Here is a 12,871-nt window from a genome sequence, read left to right as displayed (position 1 = left end):
AACGGGAGGGCTTTGCGTGGAAGTTTCACTGTCGGGCTGGGGAAGGTACCCCGTGCAGCGGTGTCGGGTGTACCGTCCGGAATCCCTGCGGGCGCTGAAAGAGGTGGTGGTCTCCGGGGAGGAGAGGAGCGTCCTCGCCCGGGGGCTCGGGCGGGCGTATGGCGATGCGGCGCTGAACGAGGGGGCCGGGGTGATTCTGCAGACGAGGCGCAACCGGTTTCTCAACTTTGATGAGGCGGCGGGGGTGCTTCGGTGCGAGGCCGGGGTGTCTCTGGCGGAGATCCTGGATGTGTTTGTGCCCCGCGGGTATTTTTTGCCGGTGACGCCGGGAACCAAATTTGTCACCCTCGGCGGGGCGATCGCTTCGGACGTCCATGGGAAAAATCACCACAAAGACGGGTCGATTTCGAATTTTATCCTGGATTTCGATCTGCTCACGGCAGACGGAGAGATCGTTCGCTGCACCCCCCGGGAGAACGCCGACCTGTTCTGGGCCACGGTGGGGGGAATGGGGCTGACCGGGGTGATTCTTCGGGCATCGCTGCGGCTGGTGCCGATTTCCTCGTCATACCTGCGGGTGGATTATTTTAAGGCGAAAAATATTGATGAGGCCTTTGAGGTGTTCGAGGCGACGGATGAGCAGTACCAGTACTCGGTGGCATGGATTGACTGTTTGGCGGGCGGGCGGTCCCTGGGCCGGTCCGTGCTGATGCGGGGGAATCACGTACCGGCCGAGGCACTGCCGGAGAAGCTGAGGGGGGAGCCCCTGGCGACCGGGAAAAAGGGAAAGCTCGCCGTGCCCTTTGATTTTCCGTCGGTGACACTGAACTACGTATCGATTCGGGCGTTTAACGCGCTGTATTACCGGGTGTCGAAGGGGACCCCCGGGGTGGTGGTCCACTACGATCCTTTCTTTTATCCTCTGGATTCGGTGCTGCACTGGAACCGGCTGTACGGCAGGCGGGGGTTTTTGCAGTATCAGGTGGTGTTCCCCTTTGAGACGAGTCGGGAAGGGCTAATTGCCCTCCTGGAACGTCTGGCCAAGGACCGCCGGTCGTCCTTTTTGGCCGTGTTAAAACGCTTTGGGGCGGAAGGGCCGGGGCTGTTGTCTTTCCCCCGCCCGGGGTATACCCTGGCCCTTGACATCCCCTTCCGGGACGCGGGTTTATTCGGTTTTTTGCGGGAGATGGACGAGTGGGTGCTGAGAATGGGCGGACGGGTGTATTTGACGAAGGACGCGGAGTTGGCGCCGGAGATTTTTGAAGCGATGTATCCCAGGCTGGGGCAGTTTCGGGAAGTCAAGGGGCGGATCGATCCGGAAAACCGGTTCTCATCCTCCCTGGCCCGGAGGTTGCGCGTGGTGGAGGGAGTCCAATGAAGACGGCGGTGGTGCTGGGGGCGACGTCGGGAATCGCCCGGGCCCTGGCCGGGGAGTTGGCCCGGGAGGGGTACGGGCTGATCTTGGCGGGAAGAGATCTGGAGGAGTTGGAGGCTCTGGCGGCGGACCTCGGGGTCCGGTACGGCACCCTGGCCCGGGCGCGGCGGTTTGACGCCCTGGATGAGAAGAGCCACCCGGCTTTTGTTGAGGAGTGCCTGGAAGAGGCGGTACGGGAGTTTGGCGGGGAGTTGGAAGGGGTGGTGCTGGCCTACGGGTACCTCGGGGACCAGAAGCGGGCCGAGCGGGATTTTGAAGAAGCGCGGCGGATCGTGGAGACGAATTTTGTCTCGTGCGTGTCAGTCCTCCACCAGTTTGCGGCACATATGGAACAGCGCGGGCGGGGTTGGCTGTGCGTGTTTTCGTCGGTGGCCGGGGACCGGGGACGCCAGAGCAATTACATGTACGGGGCGGCGAAGGGGGGCCTGTCCCTGTTTCTACAGGGGCTGAGGAACCGCCTGGCGAGGTCCGGGGTGCGGGTGCTGACGGTGAAGCCCGGGTTCGTGGATACGGCGATGACCTTCGGGAAGGAAGGGATGGTGCTGGTGGCGAGCCCCGAGGCGGTGGCCCGGGGGGTGATGAAGGCGCTCAAGAAAGGGCGGGATGTGGTGTATGTGCCCGGATTCTGGCGCTGGATCATGGCCGGGGTGCGGGCGGTGCCCGAGCGGGTGTTTAAGAAGATGTCGCTGTAGTTCGGGCTGGGAGGGTCGGCGGTGACAGCGGCCGGGATTTTGGGGCCGCCGGTGCCGATAAGGGTTGTGGGGCTGGGGGGTTACGGATGAAATGGCTCGCTTTGGGACTGGGGATTGTGTTTAATGCCCTGGCCAATGTGTTGATGAAGGCGGCGGCGCAGCACGGCGGTGTCCTGGGCGGCGCTTCGGGGATGTCCGGGGCGTCCCCGGGTCTGGGGCAAGCCGCCGGGGGCGGGGCTGCGAGCCCCTTAGGATCCGGCGGGCTGGTGGGCGCGGTGCTTTCCCTGGTGACGAATGTGTATCTTCTGGCGGGGATCGTCAGTTTTGTGCTGGCCCTCGGAGCCTACACTTTTGCGTTGACGCGGTTTCAGCTGAGTGTGGCGTATCCGATGATGACGAGCCTGGGGCTGGTGCTTGTCGCCCTGGCGTCCATGGCGGTCTTTCGGGAGCCATTCACCTGGGCGAAGACGGTGGGGACGCTGCTGATCTTGGCCGGGGTGATCTTCGTGGCCCGCGGTTGAGGGGGGACGGGGGCGAGGCCTCGTCCTGAAGTCCCGGCTATGGGATTGCGCGACAACTGTTCTACCCGGTAAAATAAAAGATAGCGAGGTGAAACATGGACATTGCGCGAAATTCAAACGACATTGTGGCGCGCCATTTGGCGGGTGCGGTGCCGCGCGGGGCGCCGGAAGTACTCGGCATCCACGATGCCAATGTCATCCCAGCCTTTCCGGCGGATTTACCCCGGGTTGAAGTGGGGCAAGATTTGTCGATATCCTGTTGGAAAATGACGGGATTGCCGCGATCCGAAGCGGAAGAAATTCAGCGAAATCTCACCTCCTAATTCGTGCTCGACATTTGTCGTCGATCCTATGTGCAGCTCCGGGGCCTTGGGCATGGTCTGAGCCGATCCCCCGGGTTATTGTTTTCTCCAGTTTTTCACTTGTGCAAAGAAAAACTCCTCGGAAATTGTCCGTTCTTCCCTTTTGTTTGGCCGTAGAAATGGTTTATAATGCTTGAGATGGACTCGATGGTGCGCTGTCTGTGGCGTGCGGCCGCCCCAGGTGGATCCGCCCGCCGGAACACGATCCCCGAAACGACAAAGATCTCATCTATCCGATGCAGCCTATACACCGCTACGTACGCCAAAGGGGCCGCGAAACTACCATTTGTGGGTGAACAGGCTTGGAGACACGCGGATTGGGAACCCGTGAATCGCATCACGGGGATGACATGGAAAAACTGGCCAGGGTGTTGCAAGGGATGATCGGGTTTGGAAATTCCAGGGTCCGGCTGCAATACATGGTCGATCAAATGGCCGCGTTGCTCGGGGCGGCGCTGGTTGGGATTTGGATGGAGGAGAAGACGGACCTCATTCCGGTGGCCGTGGGGGGGCGGGCGGCGGATTACGGCCGGGGCTTGGTGTTCAGCACCCGGGAAGATGTCCCCGGGGGCCAGGGGCCCAGCGGCCGGGCGTTCCGGGAGCGGCGCACGGTGTTGTATGATCCTCTGCGGGAATCGGACCGCCAGTGGCAAGAACTGCGCGAGCGCTTTGTGCTGGGGACATCCCTGGCCGTGCCTCTGGTCTATGAGCATCAAGTGTTCGGGATCATCGGCCTTTACGTGACCCGGGGAAAATCCATCCAGCCCCGCATGCGCCACATGATGGAGATCCTCGCCCCGGTCCTCAGCATGATGATCAAAGACCAGCGGGACCGGATGCTCCTCGAAGAGCGGTCAAAGGGCTTGTCCACGCTGATTTCCGCCATTCAAGTTCTGGGGCGGGTGCAGTCCGAGGAGGAATTGATGATAGAGTTCGGGGATATCGCCATTCAAGTCCTCGGCGCCAATGGCGGCTATATCATCCTGTTCGACAAGGAGAAACGCCCTTCTCTCAAAATGTTCGGTCTTCTCACCGGGTACGAAGAGGAGTTGGCCCCGCTGTTGATGCGGCTGATGCGCATGAACCCGCCCCGGGGGGACTGGCTGTCGGAGCCTTTTAATTATCGACAGCGCCGGGGGCGTTATCGGGAGATCCTCGCCCAACTGCAATTTCGCAGCGGGATCTCGGGACAATTACGGGTGGACGGACAGATGGCCGGAGTGTTCACCCTCTGGAGCTATGAACCGGATTTTTTCAACAATAAACAATATGTACTCCGCGCCTTGGCCGAAGAGGTTTCCACGGCGTTGGAGTTGCTTCGGGTGCGCCACCGCCTCATCGCCGGTGCCCGAACCGATCCCTTGACGGGACTTGTCAACCGGACGGGTCTTCAGGAAAAGCTCGACGAGCTGGTAGCAGAAGGCCGGCGGTACACCTGGCCCTTTCTGTTTGTCTTGCTTGACTTGGATCATTTTAAACAGATCAACGATACCCAGGGTCACCCAGAGGGCGATCGGCTGCTTCGGGTGGTGGCCGACCATCTGCGCCGGGCGGTCCGTCCCTTCGATGTTGCCTCGCGCCTGGGGGGAGACGAGTTCGCCTTGCTCTTGGCCCGTTGCAGTCCTCAGACCGAGGGGATTCAAAAGCGGTTGGCGGCCCTGCTCGGGGAGTTGTCCCGGGCTTTTGAGGGTCTGGGTGTGAGCGCCGGGGTGGCGGCTTTTCCCGACGATGGGGATGAATTCCGGGAGCTTTATCGGGCCGCAGACCAGCGGTTGTATGAAGCCAAACGCCGGGGCCGGGGGCAGATCGCCTGGCCGGACGAGGTTTTCCAGCCATTGTGAGGCCTCACCCGGCTCCTCGGGGATGAGGCCGGGCACGTTTTGCCCCCATCGGCCGATTGGCCGTGTCTTGGATTCGTGCATTCGTGCTATCGTAATATTCCACCACACATTTCATGAGGTGATCGCCGGTGCCCACGATCAAGACCGTCGGCAACAATGGCCAAATCTCCCTCGGCAAAGAGTATGCGGGTAGGACCGTTCTGGTGGATGAGGTGGAACCCGGTGTTTGGATCATCAAGGTCGGACAATTCATTCCCGACAGTGAACGGTGGCTGATAGACCCGAAAGTTCAAAAGGATCTGGACGATGCTATCGAATGGTCCAAGAACCATCCCCCCGCGGAGACTTCCCTAGACGACTTGGAGAAAAGATTGCGCGATGAGTGACGCATGGATTCGTCTGGACTTGACCAACCCGGTCTTGTTTCCCAGGGCAACTGAATACGCCAGGGCCGTGACCGGCGAGACTGTGTGCTGAACTTATGATAGAATTCAGGCAGAGTGACCCCGCAGGGAGGAGAGATTGCATGGCGGAACGGTTTCGGGCATGGGTGGCGGATCAACAAGATGAATCTATTGCGCTGAATTTGGTGGAACGGGGTTGGGACGACCTGCCGCTGGGGGAGGTCACCGTCCGGGTGGCGTACTCCAGCGTCAATTACAAGGACGGGTTGGCGGTGATACCCACCGGCCGGGTGGCCCGGAAGTATCCCCTGGTCCCTGGGATCGATCTGGCGGGAACGGTGGAGGCGTCGACCGATAGGCGTTTTCGCGAAGGCGACGAGGTGGTCGTGACCGGCTATGATCTCGGGGTGTCCCACGACGGCGGGTTTAGTGAATACGCCCGGGTTCCGGCGGATTGGGTGGTGCCCCTGCCCACGGGCTTGAGCGTGAAAGAAGCGATGGTACTCGGGACCGCGGGGTTTACGGCGGGCCTCTCGGTGTATCGCCTGGAGCGATACGGACTTACGCCGGAACGGGGCCCGGTGCTGGTGACCGGGGCGTCGGGCGGCGTGGGCAGCGTGGCGGTGGCGATTCTCACCAAGCTGGGCTACACCGTGGCGGCCAGCACCGGGAAGGCGGAGGCCGAGGCGTATCTCCGGAGCATCGGGGCTTCCGAGGTGCTGAGCCGTGACGAGGTGTCGGCGGAGAGCCGCAAGGCGCTGGAGAAGGAGCGCTGGGCCGGGGCTGTGGATCCGGTGGGCGGCCGCACCCTGGCGTATCTGCTGCGCACGATGAAATACGGGGGAGCGGTGGCCTTGAGCGGGCTGACCGGCGGGTCGGCTTTGGAGACCACAGTGTTTCCTTTTATTCTTCGCGGGGTGAGCCTGCTCGGGATCGATTCGGCTTATTGCCCGATGGAGGAGCGCCGGGAGGTGTGGGAGCGGCTGGCAGGTCCGTGGAAGCCGGCGGGGCTGGCGGACATCGGGCAGGAGATCGCCATGGAAGACGTCCCGGCGACGTTGGAGGCGATTTTAAAAGGGAAAGTGAAGGGACGCACGGTGATTCGGATGGGGTGATTCCCCCGGACCAACGGGAATTTTCCATAATCCCCAAAATGCGGGCTGTAGACCGGCTAAGACAGGTGCCGGGGCTGCAGCCCGTTTTGTTTGTCCAAGGCGGCGGCGAAAGGCCGCGGACGGCCCCATGGGTGGAGGTGAAGGATTTTTCGTGGGAAGAGGGGGGTGATATAGTGGAACCTGGGCAAGTTCTGCCGCGAGGTTTGCAGATTCGGTACATAGGTAGAGAGATGGAGAGAGGAGAAACGGAAGATGGGGAAACTCGGACGGCGCTGGTTCGCGGGGGCGGCCGCGGTGTCGGCGCTGGTGATGGTGCCGGGGATCGTCCAGGCGGCGTGGCCGCAACCGACGGGCTGGCCGACGATTTTGTCGCAATCGGTGGATCCGGAGGTGGGGATCGCCCGGGGTGTGAAACTCCAAGATGCGGCGCTCTCTACGGACGCCGGGCCGCTGCGGATTCACCGGATCGAGGTGGATCTGACGGCTCCGCAGCTGCGGGTCCAGGCGGTGGCGGCGGGGGATAAGATCTTTGCCGGACGGGGCGAGACGGTGAGTTCCATGGCGAATCGCACCGGGGCCGTGGCGGGGATCAACGGGGACTATTACGACATCGGCCAGACCTATGGTCCACTGAATATTCTGGTAGTGAATGGGCAACTGTACCGGAGTCCCATCGGCTGGGCGGCGCTGGCCATCGATGGGCAGAATCGGGCGTCCATCGTGCGGTTCCAGTGGAGTGGGCAAGTCATGGTGCTGCCGGGCGGGGACAATTCCGAAGCTTGGCAAAAGAGCGGGCAGAAGACTGAGGCCCCATCAGGGCAGAGCCAACCGTTGGCAGCGTTCAACAGTTTTCTGGGGGACCAGGGGATTTACCTATACGATGATAAATTCGGCTACTCTTTTCCGGCTCCCAATCCTGCCGCCCGCCGGGTGGCGGTGTATTTGACAAAAACGGCCGATCCGACGGTCTATACGGTGAGTTCAGTGGTGGAGGATTCGGCCGTTCCTCCTGTGCCGCCCGGACAAGCGGTGCTCATCGGGCATGAGCAGTGGGGGGATTGGTTGAAAGGGAACATGGCCCCAGGGGAAAAGATCCAGGTGGGGTTGTACACGTCGCCGGATTGGCGGAGTTACCAGACGGTGATCGGCGGCGGGCCGATCTTGCTGAAGGGCGGGCAGGCCTATGCCGATCCCCAGGCGCCGAATCCCGGGGACAGTGGACGCAATCCCATCATTGCGGTGGGTTTGTCGGCGGACGGGCGCCGGATGGCCATGGTGGCGGTGGATGGCCGGCAGCCCGGGCGGAGTGTTGGGCTCACCCGGGCGGAGATGGCGTCGTATCTCCAGACGCTGGGCTACACGGATGCCATTGGGTTCGATTCGGGTGGATCGGTGGACATGGTGGCCCGCCTGCCGGGAAGCAGCGGGGTGTCTGTGGTGAATTCGCCGAGTGACGGGCATGAGCGTCCGGTGGCGGATGGGCTTTTCGTGTATAGTTCGCTGCCTCCGGAGCCGCCGCCGCCGCCAGAGCCGCCGCAGCCACCGGCGCCGCCGAGTGGGCAACAGCCGGGTGGCGGAGGTGGCCAGCCTGGCGGTGGCCAGCCCGGGCAGCAATCGGGGAGTGGGCAACCGGGTCAGCAATCCGGGCAGCAACCGGGCACCGGACAACCTGGACAGCCAGGCCAGCAACCCGGACAGAACCCTCATCCCTCTACGGGCACCCAGCCCGGGGGCGGCGGCTCGGTGACGTTGCCGGACGCGGGATCCCTGATTGCCGGCCGGCCCCTCGTGTGGCAGGAGACGGTGGCCGAGAGCCGGTCGGGGGATCGCCTCTCCGTTCAAGTCCTGGATGAAACCGCCGACCGGGTGCGCAGTGCCGATGCGGGGGTGTCGACCTTTGTCCTGCCTGTCCAGACGGACGCCCCGGCGGTGGATGTTCACATCCCGGTGGGGGTGTGGCAAGCGTTGGCAGACAAGACGGGTGATTCAGGGGTTGTCGTCCTTCAAATTCCTCTCGGGGCGTATCAGGTGCCGGTAAAGGCCGTGAAACCGGATTCGGGTGACAAAGAAATCTTGATCTCTGTGGCCCGGCCGGACGAAAGTGTGCCGGTTCAGGGGCTGGCGGATCAGACAGGCGGCACACCGGTCGCAGATGCCGTCGACTTTTCCGTCGGAGAAGTCCGCGCAGACGGCACTGCTGTGCCGGTGAGCGCCGGGAAGGCTTATTTTCGGGCTCTGATCCCGCTCGGGCAAAATGCCGGAGGGCCGCAGGAGATGGGGGTGTTCACGTATGACGTCGCCCGCCGCGTCTGGGCACCGGTTCCTGCGCGTTTCGTGACCACAGGCCAAGGGCAGGCGGCCCTTGTGGCTCAGGTTTCGCCCGGGACTTATGTGGCCGTGCGCGATCCCAAATCCTTTGTCGATATGAAGGGACACTGGGCGGAGGACCAGGTGGCGCGGCTGGCTGCCGCGGGCGTGATCGGCGGCGTGGATGGGCAGCATTTTGCGCCGGATCAGCCGGTGACCCGGGGGCAGTTTGCGGTGTTGTTGGTCCGGGCCTTGGGACTGGAGACGGTGCAAGCGAGACCGGCGGATTTTGCCGACGTGTCGGCCGACGCCTGGAACCGGCACGAAATCGATGTGGTGGCCCAGGAGGGGCTGATGTCCGGGGTCGGGGGCGGGCGGTTTGCTCCCGATGATCCCATGACCCGGGAGCAAATGATCGCGGTGCTCACCCGGGCGATGCGTCAGGTGAAAGGGGATCTACCGTCCCCGGATACCACTGTGCTCACCCGGTTTTCCGATGGCGGCGAGGTGAGCAACTGGGCCCAGGGCGACGTGGCGGTGGCGGTTCAGACCGGAGTCGTGGTCGGGTCGGACGGGAAACTGGAGCCCGGAAAGGTTTCGTCCCGGGCCGAGGCTGCCGCGATGCTGGGCAAAATGTTGAGGTTTGTGCAGTTGAGTGATTAACCGCGGGGCGGCATCCCTTCCACTACGGCCAAAAAGAGTTGCGCGGCCTTCCACGCGGCTTCAAAAGTGTACTCGAAACGCTGGATGGCCGCATCCCGAACAATAGGCGAATCCCCAGGCTCCGACAGGACGGTCTCTAATGAGTTCAGCGCCCGGAGGGCGGTTTTGAGGCGATTTCTGACTCGCTCCACTGGATTCCCTCCTTCAGTACGCGTTGCACAAAGGCTGGATCCACCCGGGTGAGGTCCACCACGTCCACTCGGCGTGGGACGGTGGATTCTTCGAATCGCTCCCGGAGGGAAGCGATCCATTCCCGAGACAGCGGCCGGGAACTCCACAGCCCGATATCGATGTCCGAGGACCGCCGCTCCTCTCCCCTGGCCCAAGAGCCAAAAAGATACACGCGGACGTCTGTCCCGCGGACATGCTCGAGAGCGATGCGCCTGACTGTTTCCAGCAAGGCTGTTCGGTCCATCTGTCCGTCCCCTTCGTCCATCTTTGTGGAAAATTCTATCCTGCGACGGCTTGTTCCGCAAGGGCCGGTTGACGGCGGATGTACGATCGACGGGAGCGGGGCAGCCCACGGGTATCGCCGGTGGGTATCGCCGGCGGCACCGATCCCGACGTGGGCGCCCAATATTTTCATCGATCTCCATAACATATCCATAATTGCTTGACCCGGTGTCCATATCCACCGGCTAGAATGAAAACGTGGCCGGGATACCGGCCTGCAAAAACCCCAAGCATCCAAGGAGGAGAAAACGATGAAAAAATCGCTTCTCTACAGTGCGTTGGCGTTGGCGGTGGCCGGAGGCGGGGCGGCGGCCGTCACTGCGGCTGCACCCTTCGCCGTGGCCGCGGCAGACACGGCGACGACCGCTTCCGGCAGCACCCAACCGGCTCAGGCGGAGCATCACCAGCCGTGGGGAGGTGTTCTGTCGACCGCGGCGCAGGTGCTTGGCGTCACGCCGCAACAACTGGCCCAGAATCTGCGGAGCGGCCAATCGATCGCCCAGGTGGCGCAAAGCAAGGGCGTCTCTGAGCAGCAGGTCATCGACGCCGTCGTGCAAAAGATCTCGGCGTCCATCGACCAGAAGGTCCAGTCCGGTAAATTGTCCCAGGACAAAGCGGCCCAGATGAAAGCCAATTTGTCCGCCCGCGTGAAGAACATCGTCGAACATGCCGGATCGTTGGAGGAAAAAGGGCATTCATTTGCCCGAGGCGGTATCGCCGACGCCGCGTCCATCCTCGGCATGACGCCTCAAGACTTGCTCGCGCAGCTTAAAACCGGCAAGTCCATTGCCGACGTGGCCCAGAGCAAAGGGACGAGCGAGGCGCAATTGATCGACGCGCTCATGAACAAAGAGAAGGATGCGCTGACGAAGTTTGTCGAGCACAAGTGGGATGGGAACAAAGCGGAGGGAACGGCAGGCTCCGGCGAGGATTCCCAGGCGCCCGCAGCTTCTTCGAACTCCGGTTCATCGGCCGGTACCACAACCTCGTCGACGATGTGACGGCGTCACAGGCAACAAAGCCGACGTGGATTGCGCATGAATCTTTGACCTCCCCCGGGGTTTGAACGGCGATTCGCCCCCCTGTGGATATTCTGAAACCTACACCGGTGAAGGGCGGGGGCTCTGTGCCCCCCTCCTTCCCGTTTTCATAGATGGGTCGAGCAAAGATTCAAGAGCAGAGAGGAGGTTGTCGGCGTGAATGTCTTGGTCCTGGGGCGACGAACAATGTTCTCTGTGTTCACCATTGTGTCGATGTTGGTCGCTATGTTGCCGACCGTGGCTTTCGCGGCGGTTCCGTCGGATATTTCCGGCCACTGGGCGGAGCCCCAGATTGCGGACTGGGTGAATAAAGGATTGATCAAAGGGTACCCGGACGGCACCTTTAAACCGGACAACAATATTTCCCGCGCTGAATTCATGGCTTTGGTCAACGGTGCTTTCGGATTTACGGCAAAGTCGGACATTGCCTACATAGACGTTCCGAATCATGCCTGGTTTTACGATGTGGTGGCCGAAGCGAAGGCCGCCGGATACATCAACGGGTATGACGACGGGACGATGAGGCCGAACAGTCCCATTACCCGGGCCGAGGCGGCGGCGATCATCATGCAGGTGAAGAAGCTGACGGCGGATCCCGCGGCTGCGGACAAATTCACCGACGGGTCGACGATTCCCTCTTGGAGCAAAGGGGCGATCGGCGCCGTTGCAGATGCGCAAATCATGAACGGCTATCCCGACGGGACGTTCCGCCCGGAGAGTCTGATCACCCGGGCGGAGGCGGTGGTGGCTCTGGATAAAGCGATGGCGGCGACCGGTCAGTCGGGGAACGGGGGAACCTCGACGTTATCCGTGATCACGGCTTCGCTTGCCGCGGCCACGGTGGGGAGCGACTACTCGGCAAGCTTGCAGGCAAGCGGGGGTATGGCGCCCTACAGTTGGTCGCTCGTCGGCGGCAGTCTACCCGATGGGCTTACCCTGACCACCGACGGGACGATCAGCGGGACACCGACCACAGCGGGCACGAGCACGTTCACGGTGCAGGTGACGGACAGTTCGGGCACGCCGCAGAGCGCGACGGCGGATCTCAGCATCACGGTGGATCCGGCCGCCCAGGCGCTGTCCATCAACACGCAGTCGCTGCCGAACGGCACGGTGGGGAGCGACTATGCGGCGAGTCTCGATGCGAGCGGGGGGACGTCGCCGTATACCTGGACTGTGGTGAACGGGTCGCTGCCTGATGGATTGACCTTGTCCACCGACGGGACGATCAGCGGGACGCCGACCACAGCGGACACCGTGACGTTCACGGTGCAGGCGACGGACAGCTCCGATCCTCCGCAAACGGCGACGGCCTCCTTGGGAATCACCGTGGATCCCGCCCCGGCGACGAGCGGCAACAGCGGCAGCTAGTCGGGAGTGCCGGACCGATCTTCGGGGACTGGCCCGCCGGGATGGGGCGGGGTCACACACGGGCCCGGGAGTTTTCCCGGGCCCTTTTTAGAGCCCGTTTTTCTTAACCGGTTGTTCGTGCCTCTCCGGGGAGGGTGTCGGTCGGCGCAGAGCCGCCGCACATTGTGGCCATTCTGTGCGTTCCGGGACAAACGGTTGATCGTCTCCCGGCGAACCGGTACAATAGATCTTGGAAATGCAGCCCCCTCAATGTGAAGCCATTTCAATCCATCTACAGTCATCGCCCGCACGGAGTAAAGTCGAGTCAAGACGAGTGATCCTCAGCGCGGAGCGTGCCCATCTTTGCGGTGTTTCTTTCGTTTTCTCTCATCTTTCGGCCTTTCCGTGTTCCTTGAGAAACCGGCCGCCGCATCCTCCCCATTTTAATGGGGGGTCAAGGCGGCCAAATCCTGAATCCTTGGAAACGTTTGTTTGTAACTCCTTCTATGGTACAATTAAACCATGGAAGGTGAAGAAAATGCCCGTGCTTAAAAATATAATCTCAACCAAACAGCGTATGAGAAGATTTATCACCGGCTCTCCGGAGATGATCCGCCGGACAGAAGAA

Annotated in this window: 12 protein-coding genes; 10 read left to right on the top strand and 2 right to left on the bottom strand. The window is 62.2% G+C overall.

Annotated features, from left to right (window positions below):
* Positions 1-16 precede the first annotated feature (16 nt).
* The 8 genes from K6T64_RS12610 (at position 17) to K6T64_RS12575 (ending at position 9,340) form a co-directional block, all read left to right on the top strand.
* Positions 17-1,378, top strand: coding sequence for an FAD-binding oxidoreductase (locus K6T64_RS12610; protein ID WP_288010568.1), 1,362 nt, complete (start codon positions 17-19; stop codon positions 1,376-1,378).
* A complete protein-coding gene (locus K6T64_RS12605; protein WP_288010567.1) occupies positions 1,375-2,127 on the top strand; it encodes an SDR family oxidoreductase in 753 nt (250 codons plus the stop codon). The genes K6T64_RS12610 and K6T64_RS12605 overlap by 4 nt, the downstream gene beginning before the upstream one ends.
* An 86-nt stretch (positions 2,128-2,213) precedes the next feature.
* Positions 2,214-2,648: a DMT family transporter gene (locus K6T64_RS12600; protein WP_288010566.1), complete on the top strand. Its 435-nt coding sequence runs from the start codon at positions 2,214-2,216 to the stop codon at positions 2,646-2,648.
* 95 nt (positions 2,649-2,743) lie between these two features.
* A complete protein-coding gene (locus K6T64_RS12595; protein ID WP_288010565.1) occupies positions 2,744-2,971 on the top strand; it encodes a hypothetical protein in 228 nt (75 codons plus the stop codon).
* Positions 2,972-3,327: 356 nt separating this feature from the next.
* Positions 3,328-4,851: a sensor domain-containing diguanylate cyclase gene (locus K6T64_RS12590; protein WP_288010564.1), complete on the top strand. Its 1,524-nt coding sequence runs from the start codon at positions 3,328-3,330 to the stop codon at positions 4,849-4,851.
* A 128-nt stretch (positions 4,852-4,979) separates the two neighbouring features.
* Positions 4,980-5,237 (top strand): hypothetical protein, encoded by a 258-nt coding sequence (locus K6T64_RS12585; RefSeq protein ID WP_288010563.1) that lies wholly within the window; start codon positions 4,980-4,982, stop codon positions 5,235-5,237.
* A 140-nt stretch (positions 5,238-5,377) separates the two neighbouring features.
* Positions 5,378-6,370 carry an acrylyl-CoA reductase family protein gene (locus K6T64_RS12580; RefSeq protein WP_288010562.1) on the top strand — a complete coding sequence of 331 codons (993 nt, stop codon included), beginning with the start codon at positions 5,378-5,380 and terminating at the stop codon, positions 6,368-6,370.
* A 252-nt stretch (positions 6,371-6,622) separates the two neighbouring features.
* Entirely contained in the window at positions 6,623-9,340 is a 2,718-nt protein-coding gene (locus K6T64_RS12575) for an S-layer homology domain-containing protein (protein WP_288010561.1), read from the top strand.
* Here the strand turns inward: K6T64_RS12575 and K6T64_RS12570 are convergent.
* Both K6T64_RS12570 and K6T64_RS12565 read right to left on the bottom strand, forming a co-directional pair.
* The gene (locus K6T64_RS12570) at positions 9,337-9,531 is read right to left on the bottom strand and encodes a nucleotidyltransferase substrate binding protein (protein WP_288010560.1); all 195 of its coding nucleotides are present in this window, start codon (positions 9,529-9,531) and stop codon (positions 9,337-9,339) included. The genes K6T64_RS12575 and K6T64_RS12570 overlap by 4 nt on opposite strands.
* The gene (locus K6T64_RS12565) at positions 9,486-9,815 is read right to left on the bottom strand and encodes a nucleotidyltransferase family protein (RefSeq protein WP_288010559.1); all 330 of its coding nucleotides are present in this window, start codon (positions 9,813-9,815) and stop codon (positions 9,486-9,488) included. The genes K6T64_RS12570 and K6T64_RS12565 overlap by 46 nt, the downstream gene beginning before the upstream one ends.
* A gap of 289 nt (positions 9,816-10,104) precedes the next feature.
* Between K6T64_RS12565 and K6T64_RS12560 the strand changes: the two genes are divergently transcribed.
* Together K6T64_RS12560 and K6T64_RS12555 are read left to right on the top strand one after the other, a co-directional pair.
* Entirely contained in the window at positions 10,105-10,854 is a 750-nt protein-coding gene (locus tag K6T64_RS12560; protein ID WP_288010558.1) for a hypothetical protein, read from the top strand.
* Between the two features lie 195 nt (positions 10,855-11,049).
* On the top strand, positions 11,050-12,264 hold the full coding sequence (locus tag K6T64_RS12555) for an S-layer homology domain-containing protein (protein WP_288010557.1): 1,215 nt from the start codon (positions 11,050-11,052) through the stop codon (positions 12,262-12,264).
* The last annotated feature ends 607 nt before the right edge of the window (positions 12,265-12,871 follow it).

This window comes from Kyrpidia sp. (genome assembly GCF_023512215.1).
Lineage (GTDB): Bacteria > Bacillota > Bacilli > Kyrpidiales > Kyrpidiaceae > Kyrpidia > Kyrpidia spormannii.
The sequence above is the reverse complement of the archived record's forward strand: the minus strand, read 5'-3'. Positions and strand labels throughout refer to the sequence as shown.

Bases quoted from the DNA above. Each gene is read 5' to 3' on its own strand.
- K6T64_RS12605 (WP_288010567.1), top strand. From the start codon at position 1,375: ATGAAGACGGCGGTGGTGCTGGGGGCGACGTCGGGAATCGCCCGGGCC.
- K6T64_RS12600 (WP_288010566.1), top strand. From the start codon at position 2,214: ATGAAATGGCTCGCTTTGGGACTGGGGATTGTGTTTAATGCCCTGGCC.
- K6T64_RS12595 (WP_288010565.1), top strand. From the start codon at position 2,744: ATGGACATTGCGCGAAATTCAAACGACATTGTGGCGCGCCATTTGGCG.
- K6T64_RS12580 (WP_288010562.1), top strand. From the start codon at position 5,378: ATGGCGGAACGGTTTCGGGCATGGGTGGCGGATCAACAAGATGAATCT.
- K6T64_RS12575 (WP_288010561.1), top strand. From the start codon at position 6,623: ATGGGGAAACTCGGACGGCGCTGGTTCGCGGGGGCGGCCGCGGTGTCG.
- K6T64_RS12565 (WP_288010559.1), bottom strand. From the start codon at position 9,815: ATGGACCGAACAGCCTTGCTGGAAACAGTCAGGCGCATCGCTCTCGAG.
- K6T64_RS12560 (WP_288010558.1), top strand. From the start codon at position 10,105: ATGAAAAAATCGCTTCTCTACAGTGCGTTGGCGTTGGCGGTGGCCGGA.